At 63.3% G+C, this 16879-nt stretch carries 13 protein-coding genes; 7 read left to right on the top strand and 6 right to left on the bottom strand.

Translation table 11 applies throughout. The annotated features are described in order from the left end of the window. Window positions 1-5 precede the first annotated feature (5 nt). Both B5525_RS07530 and B5525_RS07525 read left to right on the top strand, forming a co-directional pair. A complete protein-coding gene (locus B5525_RS07530; RefSeq protein ID WP_079565440.1) occupies window positions 6-3167 on the top strand; it encodes an efflux RND transporter permease subunit in 3162 nt (1053 codons plus the stop codon). A gap of 197 nt (window positions 3168-3364) precedes the next feature. Then, a complete protein-coding gene (locus B5525_RS07525; RefSeq protein WP_079565439.1) occupies window positions 3365-3625 on the top strand; it encodes a DUF3551 domain-containing protein in 261 nt (86 codons plus the stop codon). A gap of 80 nt (window positions 3626-3705) precedes the next feature. On the opposite strand, the gene B5525_RS07520 is transcribed toward B5525_RS07525, so the two are convergent. Then, window positions 3706-4707, bottom strand: coding sequence for an NADP-dependent oxidoreductase (locus B5525_RS07520; RefSeq protein WP_079565438.1), 1002 nt, complete (start codon window positions 4705-4707; stop codon window positions 3706-3708). A 206-nt stretch (window positions 4708-4913) separates the two neighbouring features. Between B5525_RS07520 and B5525_RS07515 the strand changes: the two genes are divergently transcribed. Beyond that, window positions 4914-6215, top strand: a complete 1302-nt coding sequence (locus tag B5525_RS07515) for a dicarboxylate/amino acid:cation symporter (RefSeq protein WP_079565437.1) — start codon at window positions 4914-4916, stop codon at window positions 6213-6215. 6 nt (window positions 6216-6221) lie between these two features. Further along, window positions 6222-7151: an amino acid ABC transporter substrate-binding protein gene (locus B5525_RS07510; protein WP_425305256.1), complete on the top strand. Its 930-nt coding sequence runs from the start codon at window positions 6222-6224 to the stop codon at window positions 7149-7151. 136 nt (window positions 7152-7287) lie between these two features. Here the strand turns inward: B5525_RS07510 and B5525_RS07505 are convergent, their stop codons facing one another. Continuing rightward, on the bottom strand, window positions 7288-8250 hold the full coding sequence (locus tag B5525_RS07505; protein WP_079565435.1) for an ATP-grasp domain-containing protein: 963 nt from the start codon (window positions 8248-8250) through the stop codon (window positions 7288-7290). Window positions 8251-8574: 324 nt separating this feature from the next. Here B5525_RS07505 and B5525_RS07500 point away from each other — a divergent pair, with 324 nt between their 5' ends. The 3 genes from B5525_RS07500 to B5525_RS07490 all read left to right on the top strand — a co-directional run bounded on the left by B5525_RS07500 (window position 8575) and on the right by B5525_RS07490 (window position 12284). Beyond that, window positions 8575-9348 (top strand): ferredoxin--NADP reductase, encoded by a 774-nt coding sequence (locus tag B5525_RS07500; protein WP_079565434.1) that lies wholly within the window; start codon window positions 8575-8577, stop codon window positions 9346-9348. Between the two features lie 234 nt (window positions 9349-9582). Next, the gene (locus tag B5525_RS07495) at window positions 9583-10455 is read left to right on the top strand and encodes a patatin-like phospholipase family protein (protein WP_244567848.1); all 873 of its coding nucleotides are present in this window, start codon (window positions 9583-9585) and stop codon (window positions 10453-10455) included. A gap of 203 nt (window positions 10456-10658) precedes the next feature. After that, window positions 10659-12284, top strand: coding sequence for an FMN-binding glutamate synthase family protein (locus B5525_RS07490; protein WP_079565432.1), 1626 nt, complete (start codon window positions 10659-10661; stop codon window positions 12282-12284). A 147-nt stretch (window positions 12285-12431) separates the two neighbouring features. On the opposite strand, the gene B5525_RS07485 is transcribed toward B5525_RS07490, so the two are convergent. The 4 genes from B5525_RS07485 to B5525_RS07470 form a co-directional block, all read right to left on the bottom strand. Further along, complete coding sequence (locus B5525_RS07485; protein ID WP_079565431.1) at window positions 12432-12770, bottom strand: type II toxin-antitoxin system PemK/MazF family toxin; 339 nt, start codon at window positions 12768-12770, stop codon at window positions 12432-12434. Then, a complete protein-coding gene (locus B5525_RS07480) occupies window positions 12763-12957 on the bottom strand; it encodes a hypothetical protein (protein WP_079565430.1) in 195 nt (64 codons plus the stop codon). The genes B5525_RS07485 and B5525_RS07480 overlap by 8 nt, the downstream gene beginning before the upstream one ends. Window positions 12958-13692: 735 nt before the next feature. Beyond that, complete coding sequence (locus tag B5525_RS07475; RefSeq protein ID WP_079565429.1) at window positions 13693-15003, bottom strand: AAA-associated domain-containing protein; 1311 nt, start codon at window positions 15001-15003, stop codon at window positions 13693-13695. A 17-nt stretch (window positions 15004-15020) separates the two neighbouring features. Beyond that, window positions 15021-16754 (bottom strand): ABC transporter permease, encoded by a 1734-nt coding sequence (locus tag B5525_RS07470; protein WP_079573054.1) that lies wholly within the window; start codon window positions 16752-16754, stop codon window positions 15021-15023. Window positions 16755-16879 lie beyond the last annotated feature (125 nt).

Below are 16879 nucleotides of genomic sequence, written 5' to 3'. Positions count from 1 at the left end.
CGGGCATGATTTCGAAATTCTTCATCGAGCGGCCGGTGCTTTCCAACGTCATCGCGATCCTGATGATCCTGATCGGCGGCGTGTCGCTGCTCAGCCTCGCGGTTGCGCAATATCCCGACGTGGTGCCGCCGACGGTGCAGGTGACGACGCGATATCCCGGCGCATCCGCCAGGACCGTGATCGATACCGTGGCGCTCCCGATCGAGCAGCAGGTCAACGGCGTCGAGGACATGCTCTACATGCAGTCCTACAGCGGCTCCGACGGCACCTATACACTCACGGTCACGTTCAAGATCGGCACCGACCTCAACTTCGCGCAGGTGCTGGTGCAGAACCGCGTCTCGAGCGCGCTGTCGCAGCTGCCGCAGTCGGTCCAGAACCAGGGCGTGACGGTACAGAAGAAGTCCACGTCGATCCTGCTGTTCGTGACGCTGACGTCGCCGAATGCGACCTATGACAGCCTGTTCCTCAGCAATTACGCCACCATCAATTTGCGCGACGAGCTGTCGCGCCTTCCCGGCGTCGGCAACGTGACGGTATTCGGGGCGGGCCAGTATTCGATGCGGGTATGGCTCGATCCGAACAAGCTGCAGGTGCGCGGGCTGATGCCGCAGGACGTTATCCAGTCGATCCAGCAGCAGAGCCAGCAGGTGACCGCGGGGCAGGTCGGCGCGCCGCCGACGCCGCCGGGGCAGGCATTCCAGTACACGCTGAACGTCAGCGGTCGGCTCGACGACAAGGACCAGTTCGAGAATATCATCGTCAAGACCGGCAACAACGGTGACGTCACCCGCGTGCGCGACGTCGGCTGGGTCGAATTGGGAGCGCAGACCTACAGCCAGGTGTTCTCGCTCAACAAGAAGCCGGCCACCGGCATCGGCGTGTTCCAGTCGCCCGGCGCCAACGCGATCGAGGTCGAAAAGGCGGTCCAGAAGAAGATGACGGAACTTGCGGCGCAATTCCCGCAAGACATCCGATACGACACGCCGTTCGACACCACCAAATTCGTCGCGGCGTCGATCGCCGAGGTCTACAAGACCTTGGTCGAGGCGGGTCTGCTGGTACTGGTGGTGATCCTGATCTTCCTGCAGGACTGGCGCGCGATGCTGGTACCGGCGACCACCGTGCCGGTGACGATCATCGGTGCGTTCGCGGGCATGGCGGCGCTCGGCTTCACCATCAATCTGTCGACCCTGTTTGCGATCGTGCTGGCGATCGGCATCGTGGTGGATGACGCCATCGTCGTGGTCGAGGGCGCCGCGCACAATATCGAGAAGGGCATGTCCGGCCATGACGCCGCGATCAGCGCGATGGATCAGCTGTTCGCACCGATCATCGGTATCACACTGGTGCTGATCTCGGTGTTCCTGCCGGCAGCCTTCCTGCCCGGGCTGACGGGACGCATGTACGCGCAGTTCGCGCTGGTGATTGCCGCAACGGCGCTGCTCAGCGCCGTCAATGCCGCGACCTTGAAGCCGACGCAATGCGCGCTATGGCTGCGCCGGCCGGTGCCGCCGGAGCAGCGCAACTTCTTCTACCGCGGCTTCAACGCGGTCTATGACCGGCTCGAGCGGGGTTACGCTCGGCTGATCGGCCGCATGGCCGCGCACAGCAACCTTTCGGTTATATTGGCGCTGATCCTGATCGGCATCGCCGGCTACGGCCTGTCGCGGGTGCCGACCGGCTTCATCCCGATCGAGGACCAGGGCTATCTGCTCGCGGCGGTGCAGCTACCCGACGGCGCGGCGCTCGATCGCACTCAGAAGGTGCTCGAACAGGTCAGCGAAATGGCCGGCAACGCGCCGGGAGTCGAGCAGGTGGTCAGCATCGCCGGCATCTCGGCGCTCGACAACAGTTCGAACCTTGCCAATGCCGGCGTCGCCTATCTGATTCTGAAGGACTGGAGCGCGCGCGGTCCCGGCGAGGATTTGCGCTCGCTGGTGGTTGGACTGAACCAGAAGCTCGGGGGAATCGCGGAAGCGCGGATCCTGGTGATCCCGCCGCCGCCGATCCAGGGTATCGGCAACGCCGCCGGTTTCGCCATGCAGGTCGAGTTGCGGGACGGCAATGCCGACTACGGCAAGCTGCAGGCCATCACTGGCGCCATGGTCGCCAACGCGCAGACGCAAAGCGCCTTGCAGCGCGTCAACTCGTCGTTCCGTTCGATGGTGCCGCAATACGACGTCGAGGTCGACCGGATCAAGACCCAGACGCTGCACGTCACCACCGACCAGATCTTCTCGACGCTGTCCTCCTATCTCGGTGCCAGCTTCGTCAACCAGTTCACCAAATACGGCCGAACCTTCCAGGTCTATGCCCAGGCGGATGCCCAGTTTCGCCTGACCGCGCGCGACATCGAGAACCTGATGGTGCGCAACCAGCAGGGTGACATGGTCCCGATCGGCACGGTGGCCAGCATCACGCCGTCGGTCGGGCCGTCGCTGATCAGCCTCTACAATCTCTATCCGTCCGCGACCGTCATCGGCCTGCCGGCCCAGGGCTACAGTTCCGGCCAGTCGATGGCGCTGATGGAGCAGATCGCGGCCAAGACCCTGCCGCAGGGTACGGGCTATGAGTGGACGGCGATGTCGTATCAGGAAAAAATCGTCAGCAACCAGATCTACTACGTGTTCGGTCTTGCGCTGCTGTTGGTCTACCTGGTGCTGGCGGGACAGTACGAAAGCTGGTACGCGCCGATCTCGGTGATCCTGGCCGTGCCGCTCTCGCTGCTCGGCCCGATGATCGTCCTCTCCGCTTTGCAGATCGAGAACAATCTCTACACCCAGATCGGCATCATCCTGTTGATCGCGCTATCGGCGAAGAACGCGATTCTGATCGTCGAGGTCGCGCTCGAACTGCACGTGCGCGACGGCAAGCCAGTGCTGGAATCGGCGGTCGAGGCGGCCCGCGCCCGGTTCCGGCCGATCCTGATGACGTCGTTCGCCTTCATCCTCGGCGTGGTGCCACTGGTGATCGCGACCGGCGCCGGCGCCAGCGCCCGCAAGTCGATCGGCATCGCCGTGTTCTCGGGTATGATCGCTTCGACCTGCCTCGCCGTGCTGTTCGTTCCGACGTTCTTTGTCGTGGTGCAGCGGTTCGAGAACTGGCTGGCGCAACGTAAGCGCAGGAAATCCGACGCGCCGACGATCTCGCCGGCCGAATCCTGAGACCGAAGCCAGCAGCGAACCTTGCGCGGCCACTGGTACGCGGACGACATCCGGAATCCTGTCCGCGAGGGAATAAATCCGACCTGCGCGGGTTCTTTGTTGCTGACGCCTCCCGCGGGCCGGCCTGCCATCGGGGCGGCTTCCGTTATCCCGCAAACGACAGCTCCACGGCGCCACCGTCACAGGGGAGATACGGAATGCGTTGGCACCTTCTGGCTTTGGCCGCACTCGCTTCTGCAACGCTCGCTCCTGGGGCCACCCCGCCGGCCCGGGCAGAAACATACCCGGTCTGCCTGGATGGCGGGTTCGACTCCGGCTCTCTGCATTGCGATTTTTCAACTATCGAGCAATGCAGGGCCACGGCGTCCGGCATCGGCGGCTCCTGCGGCCCGAATCCGGAATACCAACCCCCTTCGCCGGCGATCCGCAACGGCCCCGCGCGGCGGCGTCATCATTAGGGGCTGCCTGAGGGGCGGACGTCGCCTTACCGCGTTCGCAAACTGTAGAGTGCTTGCGTTGCAAGGTAAACCGTCGGGCCTTACACCTTGATCATCCGCTTGCCGCGGTTCTCGCCGGCAAGCAGCCCGATCAACGCCTGCGGCGTGTTCTCGAGGCCGTCGATGATGTCTTCCTGGACTTTCAGGCTGCCGGCGGCGACCCAGGATTGCAGATCCTTCAGGGCCTGATCGCGCTGGTCCATATAGTCCATCACGATGAAACCCTGCATGACGAGGCGCTTCACCACGATCAGGCCGGGCACGCCGCGCGGGCCATGCGCCGACGGCACGCCGTCATATTGCGAGATCGCGCCGCAGCAGGCGATGCGGCCGCGATTGGTCATCTGCGCCAGGCATGCCTCGAGGATGTCGCCGCCGACATTGTCGAAATAGACGTCGATGCCCTTCGGCGCCGCCGCCCGGAGCGCCTTGAACACCGCGCCATCCTTGTAATCGACCGCGGCGTCGAAGCCGAGTTCGCTTGTCAGCCAGTCGCACTTGTCCTTGCCGCCGGCGATGCCGACGACGCGGCAGCCCTTGATTTTGGCGATCTGGCCGACGATCGATCCGACCGAGCCGGCCGCGGCCGAGACCACGACGGTCTCGCCGGCCTTCGGCTTGCCGATGTCGAGCAGCCCGAAATAAGCGGTGAGGCCGGCGATGCCGTAGACGCTCAACAGATGCGTCATCGGCTCGAGCTTCGGCATCTTGCTCAGATGCTTCGCCGGCACGACGGCGTATTCCTGCCAGCCGGTATCACCGAACACGATGTCGCCCGGAACAAGCCCAGGTGCTTTCGACGACACGACCTCGGCGATGCCGCCGCCGGCCATCACGGTGTTGGTCTCGACCGCCGCACGATAGGTCGCGCCGTGCATCCAGGCGCGGTTGGCGGCATCCAGCGAAATATAGCGCACCCGCAGCAAGGCCTCGCCGTCCTTCGGTTCCGGCATTGGCGCCTCCGACATCTTGAAATGCTCCGGCCCGAGTTTTCCGGCCGGTTTTTCCACCAGCAGGACCTGACGATTGACGATGTCGCTCATGGTGCTTTCTCCCTGACATGGCCGTTCTTGGTGCAATGGCCGCGCATGAAACGTGCAACTGCACAGATTGTGCACTGCGTCGATACTGCGGAGCATTTCATCCCATATCGGGAACCTGGTGGCAAACGCGCCGGCAGGTTGAAGCGTGTTGCGCTGCTCGCGAAATGTGCCAAACTCCGCGCGCCGGATCGTTTTGGGGGTCAATAATGTCCAACAGGTTTACGCAGTACATTCTGATCGCGATGGTGCTCGGCATTGTGATGGGAACGCTGGTCTTCAATTATCTTCCCGATACTAGGGCGGATATCGCAGCGGACGTAAACCTGATCGCGATGCTGTTCCTGCGGCTGATCAAGATGATCATCGCGCCTCTGGTGTTCGCGACCCTGGTCGGCGGCATCGCCCATATGGGAAGCGGCGCCAAGCTCGGGCGGATTTTCGCCAAGACCATGGGCTGGTTCGTCAGCGCCTCGTTCGTGTCGCTGCTGCTGGGCCTCGTGATGGTCAATCTGCTGCAGCCCGGCGCCAATTTCCCCGGCACGCTGCCGGACAAGGCGCAATCGACGGGATTGCCGGTGTCGGCATTCTCGATCGAGAAATTCCTGACCCATCTGATTCCGACCTCGATCGCGGATGCGATGGCGCAGAACGAAATCCTGCAGATCGTGGTATTCGCGGTGTTCTTCTCGGTAGCACTCGGCGCGATGCCGGAGCGCTCCAAACAGATGCTGTCGTTGATCGACGACCTCGGCCACATCATGCTGAAGGTGACGGGCTATGTCATGAAGTTCGCACCGATCGCGGTGTGGGCGGCGATCATGGCGACGGTGTCGAAGAACGGCCTTCTGGTGTTGTGGAAGCTCGTCGTCTTCATGGGCGGTTTCTATCTGTCGCTGCTGCTGCTGTGGGGCATTCTCGTCATAGTCGGCTTCGTGGTCATCGGTCCCCGATACAGCCATCTGCTGCGGCTGATCCGCGAGCCCCTGATGATCGCGTTCTCGACCGCGAGTTCGGAGGCCGCCTATCCCAAGACGCTCGAAGGCCTCAACCGCTTCGGCGCGTCGTCGCGGATCTCGAGCTTCGTGCTGCCGCTCGGCTATTCCTTCAATCTCGACGGCACGATGATGTACTGCACCTTTGCCAGCATCTTCATCGCCCAGACCTATCACATCGAAATGTCGCTCGGCACGCAGTTCGCCATGCTGGCGACGCTGATGATCACCTCGAAGGGCGTCGCCGGCGTTCCCCGCGCCTCGCTGGTGGTGATCGCCTCGACCCTGAGCCAGTTCAACATTCCCGAGGCGGGCCTGTTGATGATCATGGGCATCGACACTTTCCTGGACATGGGACGCAGCGCCACCAACGTGATCGGCAATTCGCTCGCCACCTCGGTGGTGGCGAAGTGGGAGGGCGAACTGGCGCCCGTGCATGCGCTCGGCCCCGACGACGTCGTGCCGCCGGATATGATCCCCGGCGAGCTGCCGGGAATGCAGCCCGGCCACGCCTAGGAGATCATGATGGGCTATTCCGTGAGGCGATACCTGCCGGTGGCGGGTTGGCTTGCCGCCGTGGTCTTGCTGACCACGGCCGCCAACGCGCAGACCGGCGGCGAAGGGCTGAGCCCGACGCTTGCCAACATCAAGAAGACGCATGTCGTGCGTCTCGGCTATCGCGAGAGTTCGCCGCCGTTCTCGTTCCTCGATCAGGCCAACCGGCCGATCGGCTACAGCCTCGAACTCTGCGAAGCCATCGTCGACGAAATTGGCGCCGAGGTCGACGATGCCAGTCTGAAGATCGAATACGTCAAGGTCACCTCCGACGACCGCATTCCGGCGGTGGTGCAGAACAAGATCGATCTCGAATGCGGATCGACCACGGCCAATGCCGAGCGCGCCAAACAGGTGGCGTTCTCGCCGCTGATGTTCGTGGCCGGCACCAAATTGATGGTGACGAAGGCCTCGGGCATCGCGGCGGCGGCGGATCTGAAGGGCAAGACCGTGGTGGTGACCAAAGGCACCACCAACGAGCAGGCGATGCATGCGGTCGACACGAAGCTCGCGCTCGGGCTCAACATCGTCGCCGCCCCCGATCACGAGCAATCCTACCAGATGCTGGTGGACGGCAAGGCCGACGCGTTCGCGACCGACGACATCCTGCTCTACGGCCTGATCGCGCGGCACAAGTCGCAGGACAAATTCCGCGTCACCGGCGATTATCTGTCCTACGATCCCTACGGCATCATGTTCCGCAAGAGCGAGCCGCAACTCGCTGCCGTGGTGGAGCGCGCCTTCCACAAGCTTGGCTCGAACCGCGATCTGATTCCGCTCTACAACAAATGGTTCATGGCGCGGCTGCCGACCGGCGAGAAACTCAACGTCGAAATTTCGCCGCAGCTCGAGGAAGCCTTCAAGGTGCTCAACGACACCGAGGGCACGAGCAACTGAAGCGCGTCGTCCCGACGAACGCCGGGCCCCCAGCGTAAGCGATATCGCGCTCATCGCGACGCCGCGGCTTTCGATTTTTGCCGGCACGACTTAAGGCCTGCCGTACCAACCGGCGCCGGTGGCGATGGATCCCGGCTCAAGGCCGGGACGACGGATTACCAAACACCTTGTCCAGTGCGGCACTATAGGCGGCGTCGACCAGTTCGGGGTGTTGCTTGCCGAGCGCTTCCATCATCACTCCCGAATTGATCTCCAGGATTTTCAGGACGCCGCCGACCTCGACGACGTCGATCGATCCGAATCGTATCCCGATCGTGTCTGCCGCCTGCACGGCGATCTCGATGCAGGCTTGCCTGATCTTGCCCTCCGTCAGGAGTTCCGGCCGCGCGCCTGAATCGAGGTTGTGCCGCCAGTTCAGCACGCGCCGCTGGCCCGCGGGCACGATCGCGTCAAGCGCGGCGCGATCGAGATCGGCGAGCATGTCCGGCAGGACCGCCGATCGCTGTTCGACCGGCGTTTTGGCCAGTGCCAGCTCCAGCAGCGAATGCGCGCCGTCGCCCGTGATCGCGGGGCGGTTCTTAGCGTAAACCACCAGCGGATGATGATCGAGCAGGACCACGCGGATCTCGCTGTCGATCGCCACGTAGGGCGAAATCGCAAGACCGAGACTGGAGGAAAAGATCCGGTGTACGGCGAGCTCGAGATCGGGCTCGCTCGACACCTTGAATACGGAGTCGCCGCCGGTGCCCTCGTTCGGCTTGACGACGATCCCATCGGGATTCTGCCGCAGCAGCGCAAGCATCGCCTCCCATGAGCGCTGTGGAGGGATGTACTTGTTCATTTTCGGACTCAGGAACAGCGTGTGCGGGATGCAGGGAATGCCGCAAGCCTGCAGCACGTCCGCGGTCGCGGCCTTGTCGTTCGCGATCCGATGGGCGACGGCGGTGTTCAAACCGAGATCGTATCCGAACGCGAGATGCCGCTTCGCCCGGTGCTGCATGATGATGAGCCAGCCCTGGGCCCTGATCTCGATCGCGATGCCGTGAGCGGTGCAGTACTTCTTTACGGCATCCACGAATGTGCGCTGGCTGTTAAGCATCTTGAAAGACCGTTCAGTTGCCGCAAACGCGGATGGCACGCTCGCGCCGAAACGCCGTCCCGGCAATTTATTGCCTGCAAGGCGCCGATTTCAGCAAGTTAATTGCGCGCGACGGGGCCGCGCGATCAAGATGTTTTGCGGCCTTTTTGCAAAATAAACCTAGTCGCATTTGGCAGCTCCATTGCGCGTCCACGGCGGTTGACTATCTGGTGTTTTGGCGTAGGTGAAACGCTAAATCCTCAATCGCTGCAGGGGTTTTTAGCCTCTTTCGGGGCCAAACAACTCGTTCGTTCTCATTCGGGCCAATCGGAAAAACGAAAACACATGAGCGCATTCCATAGAGAGAAAGTTCTTTCTGTCCACCACTGGACCGATACGCTTTTCAGCTTCCGGGCCACCCGCAATTCCGCCTTCCGGTTCCACAACGGGCAGTTCGCCATGATCGGGCTCGAGGTCGACGGCCGTCCGCTGTTACGCGCCTATTCGATGGCGAGCGCCAATCACGAGGACGAACTGGAGTTCTTCTCGATCAAGGTCGCCGACGGGCCGCTGACCTCGCGGCTGCAGAAAATCAGGCAAGGCGACACCATCCTGGTCGGCCGCAAGGCGACCGGCACGTTGATCGCGGACAATCTGATCCCGGGCCGGCGCCTCCTGCTGCTGTCGACCGGAACGGGTCTGGCGCCGTTCGCGAGCCTGATCAAGGATCCGGAAGTTTACGACAAGTTCGACTCCATCGTGCTGGTGCACGGCTGCCGGCAGGTCTCCGAACTCGCCTATGGCGAGGAACTGGTGGCAAAATTGCGCGAGGACGAATTGTTCGGGCCGCTCTTGACCGAAAAGCTCGTGTATTATCCGACCGTCACCCGCGAGCCGTTCCGCAACCGCGGCCGCATCACCGACCTCATCACCTCGGAACAGCTGTTTGACGACATCGGCCAGCCGGCGCTCGATATCGAAAGCGACCGCATCATGATGTGCGGCAGCCCGGGCATGCTGGAAGAGCTCCGCCAGATGTTCGAAGCCCGCGGTTTTGCCGAAGGCTCTGGCAACGAGCCCGGCCATTTTGTGATCGAGAAGGCGTTCGTCGAGCGCTGAACCCTCGTTTCTCCAGGCCGTCATTCCGGGGCGCGTCGTAGACGCGAACCTCAGATGTGCAGTTGCACATCGGGGAATCCAGAGATTCCGGGTTCATCGCTGCGCGATGCCCCGGAATGACGGCTAAGCCAACACCCACTATTGATGGCGCGGCCCGTTCACCGGCTGCTATAAGCCCGGCCTGATATCGCTTGGCTTTCCGCCATCGCGTCAATCCCCGGAGCGCACAGAACCTTGTCCGGATCCAACCACGCCGGCCGCAGCAAGACGGCCCTTGTCTTCGCGGGCGGCGGCAGTTTTGGCGCCATCCAGGTGGGCATGATGCACTCGCTCGCCGCCAACGGCATCTCGGCGGATATGGTGGTCGGCTCCAGCGTCGGCGCGCTGAACGGCGCTTATTATGCCGGCGATCCCACGCTGAAGGGCGTGCTGCAGCTTGAGACCATCTGGCGCGGCTTGACGCGGCACGACGTCTTTCCGGTCACCTGGCGGACGCTGTTGGGCTTCGTCTGGCGCCGCGATTTCCTGATTCCCCATGACGGCATCGCCAGGCTGATCGACGATCATTTGCCCTATCGCAACCTGCAGGACGCCGTGCTGCCGGTTCATATCGTCACCACCGACATCGTCTCGGGCGACAGCGTGGTGCTGTCGGAGGGCTCGGCCGCTCAGGCGATCATCGCCTCCACCGCGATCCCCGGCGCCTTCGCGCCCGTTCCCTACAAGGATTTCTACCTCGCCGATGGCGCGATCTCCTCCAACACGCCGGTCAGGGTCGCCGTTGCCAAAGGCGCGCAGCGCCTGATCATCCTGCCGACCGGCTATGCCTGCGCCACCCACACCCCGCCGTCGGGCGCGGTCGCGAACGCGCTGCATGCGCTGACGCTGCTGATCGCGCGGCAATTGGTGAGCGAGCTGGAGGGTCTCGGCCCCGACATCGAATATTTCGTGGTGCCGCCATTATGCCCGCTGGTGGGGTCGCCCTACGACTTCTCGCGCACCTCGGATCATATCGAGCGCGCCATCCGGTCCACCGATGCCTGGCTGGCGCAGGGCGGCCTGGAGAAATCAGGCATTCCGGACGAGATGCGCCCGCATAGCCATTGAGAGACCCGCCTACGCTGCACTGCAAAAGGGCCAGGTCGGGCGCCCGTCGCGGGGGCGGATTGATCAGGCCCCCGCCGATTGGCTGGCCTGACAACCCGTCATATCCATGATCTGTGACCGAGATATTGTGTACAGCACTGGTTTGAAGTTTGGATTAGGCTGCGGCCGAAAAGAACAATGCGGCAGATCTGCCGGAGGGTGCCATGGAAACGCTGCTGCTTCCGTTCTCGCCACGCTTCATTGTGCTGACGATCTGCGCCGTCGCCACGGGGCTGCTTCTGGGCTTGGGGATCGTCGACCGCAAGGTGTTCGATCTGGTCCTGATCCCACTTTTGATCTTCGGCGGCCTCACCGTGCTCGGCATTCGTGATCTCACGCAGAAGAGCCATGCGGTGCTGCGCAACTATCCGATCTCGGCGCATATCCGCTTCCTGCTGGAAGAGATCAGGCCGGAGATGCGGCAGTATTTCTTCGAGAGCGAGAAGGACGGCATGCCGTTTTCCCGCGACACCCGCGCCCTGGTCTACCAGCGCGCCAAGATGGTACTCGACAAGCGGCCTTTCGGAACCCAGGAAGACGTCTATCGCGAGGGCTATGAATGGATGCACCATTCGGTGGCGCCGAAGGCGCGAGCCGAGGGGCAATTTCGCATCACCATTGGCGGCCCGGATTGCACCAAGCCGTATTCGGCCTCGGTCTTCAACATCTCCGCGATGAGCTTTGGCGCGCTTAGTCCGAACGCGGTGCGCGCGCTGAACGCGGGCGCCAGGAAGGGCGGCTTCGCCCACGACACTGGCGAGGGCGGTGTCAGCCCCTATCACCGCGAGAATGGCGGCGACATCATCTGGGAAATCGGCTCCGGCTATTTCGGTTGCCGCAACCGGGACGGCTCGTTCAATCCGGAGGAATTCGCCCGCGTCGCCACCGACGATCAGATCAAGATGGTCGAACTCAAGGTCAGTCAGGGCGCCAAGCCTGGACATGGCGGCGTGCTGCCGGCGGCCAAGGTTTCGGAGGAGATATCAAAAATCAGGGGCGTGGCGATGGGCGAGGATTGCATCTCGCCGGCCTATCACCATGCGTTTTCGACGCCACTGGAAATGATGGCCTTCATCGGCGAGATGCGGCGGCTGTCCGGCGGCAAGCCGGCCGGATTCAAGCTGTGCGTCGGTCATCCCTGGGAATTTCTGGCGATCTGCAAGGCGATGCTGCAGACCGGCATTTATCCCGATTTCATCGTGGTCGACGGCAATGAGGGCGGCACCGGTGCGGCGCCGCTGGAGTTCATGGACCATCTGGGCATGCCGATGCGCGAGGGGGTCAATTTCGTCCACAACGCGCTGATCGGCATCAACGCGCGCGACCGCATCCGCATCGGCGCCGCGGGCAAGATCGCGACCGCCTTCGACATGGCGCGCGCCATGGCGATCGGCGCGGACTGGTGCAATTCGGCGCGCGGCTTCATGTTCTCGCTCGGCTGCATCCAGTCGCTGAGCTGCCATACCGACCGGTGTCCGACCGGCGTGACCACGCAGGATCCCTCCCGCGCTCGCGCGCTGGTGGTGCCGCACAAGATCGAGCGGGTCTATAATTATCACCACGCGACGCTGCATGCGCTGGCCGAACTGCTGGCCGCCGCCGGGCTCGAACATCCGCAGCAACTGCAGCCGATCCATTTCTCGCAGCGAAGCTCGACGACCGAGGTGCAGTCGTTCGCCAGACTCTATCCGTCGCTGCGTCCGGGCGAACTGATCGACGGCACCAGCGATTCCCGCTACCGCGAAGCCTGGGCGATGGCGCGGGCGGACAGCTTCTCGCCGGCGGGGTAGGCGCCCTCGTCGTCCCGGCGAAAGCCGGGACCCACAATCCCGGCACCGCCGTTTGCGATCATGCGTCCAGCACCGCGGCGTCGTCTGGGTCCTGGCTTTCGCCGGGACGACGATCAATGCGGATTTTCCTGGCTGAACAGCTCCGACTTATTTCCGTTCGGGATATCCGACATAAGCGCAAAATAGCTTCACGGCCGCTGTCACGACCTGTTCGGAAACACGACCGACGCTCTTGACCACCAGACTGGCGTTAAGGGTAACGATGCGATTGGTGCGAATCCAGCTCGGTGCCGGCAGCGTTCCGGTCAGCATGTCCGCCGCCGAGAGCGGCAGGCCATGCTCGGCCTGCGGACGCGATGTGACCGGCATGGCGATGAAGTCCCCGAAACTGTCGGCGGCAGTGACCGCCAGCACCGGCCGACGCTTCGCGGCCGACAGATCGGTGAACGGGAACGGGACGAGCAGCAGATCCCCGCGCTCAAACATTGTCCCAGACTTTGTCCTCGGGGTTATCCCAGACGGCGACCAGCCCGGTCGCCTGCGCGTTGGTCAGATCGCGCCATTCGGCGCGATCCCGGCCCTCGCGCAGGAAGCCGATGAAGTCGAGCACCTCGCGGGCCAGCGGTTCGGGCAACAGCTTCACCTGGCTGTAAACCATATCGGCGATCGTCATGTGGGTCTCCGGGCAGTCGTGGGGCGGAACGCCGGCATTCTACCACATCCGTCACGTCCGTGGGAGACCGCGCCGGCACGCGATAGCCGTTGCCGTTTGGGCGGTTGCATCAGAAGCATGCGCCCTGTGCCCGCCGAGCGACAAATCATCTATTTCCGATTTTCCGAAATTGTTCTTGACGTCACACCCGAAGCAGGGATATATCGAAGTCATCCCGTCCCACATGAGGGGCGTATCGCGATCGTCACGGACGTAGGGTGCGGGATGCGGTGGACGCGGGCTGTGCTTCTGACGAGGGCGCTGTCTTGCGGATGGCCAAGCCGTGTGGTCCTGACGCCTCGGTGCCGGCGTCAAGCGGGCGGAGTTTTTCGCCAGTGACGGTGTCAACAAGCCGATCACCGGGGAGAGCGCGGAGTAAGCCGTAAACCATTGCGTAGGGAATGCCGGGTGATTCCGGTGTGACCTGACTAACGCGTGTGCGTTCTACCACTATCCCTGCACACGCGGCTATCGGGCGCATCGGGCGCCCGGCATTCCCTGCGCCCTCATTGTTTCAGGGCGGAAGATTCGGTCAAACCCCGGGCGCAGCGCGCCGCGGGATCGCGGAGGTGTATGCGTGTTTTATTTTTATACGTCATTCCGGGGCGCGCGTAGCGCGAACCCGGAATCCAGAGATCGTTGCGCGAGATTCCGGGTTCGACGCGTCGCGTCGCCCCGGAATGACGGGCAAAGTTTTCAATGCGGATTTTCGAGACTGAACGATTCCGACTGCTCGTCATAGGCGAACAGCTCGGCGTAGCGGCCCCATGACACGATGGTCTTGAGTGTCTCGTCGGCGTAATCCTCCGACATGTAGTCTTCGAGTTCGTTGCGGAAGCGCGCGGCGGGGGCGGCGTGGGAGGGGCGCTCGTCGAGCACCCGGCGGATCAGGCCCATGACAGGCACGTAGCTGACGAGGTGTTCGGCGAACAATTTCTTGCGCGCATCGGTTTCCAGATGCGCGAAGCGCTTTCCCGCCTCCGTCAGCATCAGGTCGCCCTCGCTCAATTGCGCGAACCGCAGCAATTGCAGGGCTTCGCCGAGATGAAAGATCTCGTCGGCCTCGAGCTGCAAATGACCTGCCAATACCGGCAAGTCGGCGTGGCCGTTATAGGGCGGGCCCGCCAGCGTCTCGATCAGGCCGGACAGCACGTTGGAGGAGACGTGGTTGAGGACCATGCCGACGCCGGCGCCGGGAATGCCCTCCAGCGAGGGCAATTTCGGCTCGGGCCGCTGGGTCATGCGCGCATAGATGTTGTCGACCAGTTGCCGGAATACCGGATCCAGACGATTGCGCGGGTGCGGCAGGTCGACCTTGATCTCGGCGGCGACGCGGCCGGGGTTGGAGGAGAATACCAGGATGCGGTCGCACATCAGCACCGCTTCCTCGATATTGTGCGTCACCATCAAGACCGACTTGATCGGCAGCCGGCCCTCGATCCAGAGATCGACGAGGTCGGTGCGCAGCGTCTCGGCGGTCAATACGTCGAGCGCCGAGAACGGCTCGTCCATCAACAGCAAGTCCGGATGCACCACCAGCGCCCGGGCAAAGCCGACGCGCTGGCGCATGCCGCCCGACAATTCCTTGGGGTAGGCGGATTCGAAGCCGTCGAGACCGATCAGGTCGATCGCGGCCAGCGCGCGCGTGCGGCGTTCGGCGGCCTCGATGCCAAGCGCCTCCAGTCCCAGTTCGACGTTCTGCAAGACCGTCAGCCAGGGAAACAGCGCAAACGACTGGAACACCATCGCGACGCCGTTCGGCGGTCCGACGATGATCTCGCCGCGGCATTTGGCGTCGCCCGAGGACGGCGCGATCAGGCCGGCGATGATGCGCAGCAGCGTCGACTTGCCCGAGCCGGAACGCCCGAGCAGGCCGACGATCTCGCCGGATTTGATGGTGAGATCGACTTTCTCGAGCACCAGCAATTGCTCGCCGCTGCCTTTCGGAAACGAACGGCAGACGCCGTGGATTTCGACCAGGCTGGTCTGGATGGTTTGATCGAGCATGGGTTTTTCCTTCCCGGTCAGCCGAGGCGAAGACGGCGCTCGGCGAAGGCATAAAGCGGCCGCCACAAGAGCCGGTTGAAGAGCGTTACCAGAATGCACATCACGGCGATGCCGAGAACCACCTTGGGGAAATCGCCGGCTTCGGTCGCGGTGGCTATATAGGCGCCGAGGCCGGTAGCCGTCAGATGGGTGTCGCCCCAGCTCGCCACTTCGGCGACGATCGAGGCGTTCCACGAGCCGCCCGAGGCGGTGATGGCGCCGGTGATGTAATAGGGAAAGATGCCGGGCAGGATCACCTTGACCCACCAGCGCCATCCCTTGAGGTGGAAGGAGCCGGCGGCCTCGCGAAGGTCGCTCGGGAACGCGCTCGCGCCCGCGATCACGTTGAACAGGATGTACCACTGGGTGCCCAGGATCATCAGCGGGCTGAGCCAGATATTCGGGCTCAGGCCGAAACGCACGATGATCACCACGAACACCGGGAAGGCGAGGTTTGCCGGAAACGCCGCCAGAAACTGCGCCAGCGGCTGGATTCGCTCGGCGAGTTTGGGCCGCAGCCCGATCCACACCCCGACCGGCACCCAGATCAGGGTCGCCAGCGCAATCAGCACGACGACGCGCGACAGCGTGATGAAGCCATATCCGACGGCGGTAGCGATGTCGGACGGGCTCAAGCTCGCCGAGAGATATTGATAGGCGCGCCAGCCGGCGTATCCCGTGCTTGCGGCGATCAGCGCAATCCAGGCCGCGTCGACCAAACGCGACGGCGGGCCGCTTCGCGCCGGCGCCCTGAGGAAATCGGGCAGCGCGATATGCAGGTTGGAGACCGCCTTGTTCAGGGCCGCGAACGGATAGGTCAGGGCGCGCAGTGCGCGGGTGCGCCGGAACAGATCGAGCATCCAGGACGAGGGGGCTGCGACCGACGACGTCTGCTCGAAGCGGAATTTGTCGGCCCAGGCCACCACGGGACGGAACAGCAACTGGTCGTAGGCGATAATCACCAGCAGCATGGTCAGGATAGCGTAGCCGATCGCGGGCAGGTTCTGCTTTTGAATGCCGAGCGCGACATAAGAGCCGATGCCGGGCAGGGTGACGGTGGTGTTGCCGACCGTGATCGCTTCCGAGGCCACCACGAAGAACCAGCCGCCCGACATCGACATCATGGTGTTCCAGATCAGGCCGGGCATCGCGAACGGCACGTCGAGCCGCCAGAACCGCTGCCAGCCGCTCAAATGAAAGCTCTGCGTGGCCTCCTCGAGGTCCTTCGGCACGTTGCGCATCGACTGGTACATGCTGAAGGTCATGTTCCAGGCCTGGCTGGTGAAGATCGCGAATACGCAGGCGAGTTCAGCCCCCAGCACGCGGCCGGGAAACAGGTTGAGGAAGAACACGACGGTGAAGGTCAGGAAGCCGAGGATCGGCACCGACTGCAGGATGTCCAGTAGCGGGATCAGCACCATCTCGGCGCGGCGGCTCTTGGCGGCAAGCGCGGCATAGAGGAAGGTGAAGACGATCGAGCAGACGATCGCCAGCAGCATGCGCAGCGTGGTCCGCAAGGCATAAAGCGGAAGATTGGCCGGGTCGAGCGTGACCGGGGCGACGTCAAGCGCCGACAGAGGCAGCGTGGTCTGCTCGCCGCCATAGACAATCAGCACCATGGCGCCGATCACCAGGATCAGCGCCACCAGGTCCCAGATGTTGGGCCGCAGCGCCTGCCCCAGGGCCGGCACGCGGATGTCTTGCAGGGCCATGAGAGCCGCCTTGTCGCCCGAAGCGCCTAGAGCATGATCCGGAAAAGTGGGAACCGGTTTTCCGAGAAGATCATGCTCAAACAAAAAGATAGAGCGGGATGACGACTTGAAGAAAAGTCATCCCG

Source organism: Bradyrhizobium erythrophlei (assembly GCF_900129505.1).
Lineage (GTDB): Bacteria > Pseudomonadota > Alphaproteobacteria > Rhizobiales > Xanthobacteraceae > Bradyrhizobium > Bradyrhizobium erythrophlei_D.
Note: the sequence above shows the minus strand (reverse complement) of the source record. Positions and strands in the feature narration are given on the sequence as shown.

Excerpts from the sequence above, each read along its gene's own strand:
- B5525_RS07480 (WP_079565430.1), bottom strand. The coding sequence starts at position 12,957 with ATGACGATCGCCGATATGGTTTACAGCCAGGTGAAGCTGTTGCCCGAA.
- B5525_RS07470 (WP_079573054.1), bottom strand. The coding sequence starts at position 16,754 with ATGGCCCTGCAAGACATCCGCGTGCCGGCCCTGGGGCAGGCGCTGCGG.
- B5525_RS07520 (WP_079565438.1), bottom strand. The coding sequence starts at position 4,707 with ATGAGCGACATCGTCAATCGTCAGGTCCTGCTGGTGGAAAAACCGGCC.
- B5525_RS07505 (WP_079565435.1), bottom strand. The coding sequence starts at position 8,250 with ATGCTTAACAGCCAGCGCACATTCGTGGATGCCGTAAAGAAGTACTGC.
- B5525_RS07490 (WP_079565432.1), top strand. The coding sequence starts at position 10,659 with ATGGAAACGCTGCTGCTTCCGTTCTCGCCACGCTTCATTGTGCTGACG.
- B5525_RS07500 (WP_079565434.1), top strand. The coding sequence starts at position 8,575 with ATGAGCGCATTCCATAGAGAGAAAGTTCTTTCTGTCCACCACTGGACC.
- B5525_RS07475 (WP_079565429.1), bottom strand. The coding sequence starts at position 15,003 with ATGCTCGATCAAACCATCCAGACCAGCCTGGTCGAAATCCACGGCGTC.
- B5525_RS07515 (WP_079565437.1), top strand. The coding sequence starts at position 4,914 with ATGTCCAACAGGTTTACGCAGTACATTCTGATCGCGATGGTGCTCGGC.
- B5525_RS07510 (WP_425305256.1), top strand. The coding sequence starts at position 6,222 with ATGATGGGCTATTCCGTGAGGCGATACCTGCCGGTGGCGGGTTGGCTT.
- B5525_RS07525 (WP_079565439.1), top strand. The coding sequence starts at position 3,365 with ATGCGTTGGCACCTTCTGGCTTTGGCCGCACTCGCTTCTGCAACGCTC.
- B5525_RS07530 (WP_079565440.1), top strand. The coding sequence starts at position 6 with ATGATTTCGAAATTCTTCATCGAGCGGCCGGTGCTTTCCAACGTCATC.
- B5525_RS07485 (WP_079565431.1), bottom strand. The coding sequence starts at position 12,770 with ATGTTTGAGCGCGGGGATCTGCTGCTCGTCCCGTTCCCGTTCACCGAT.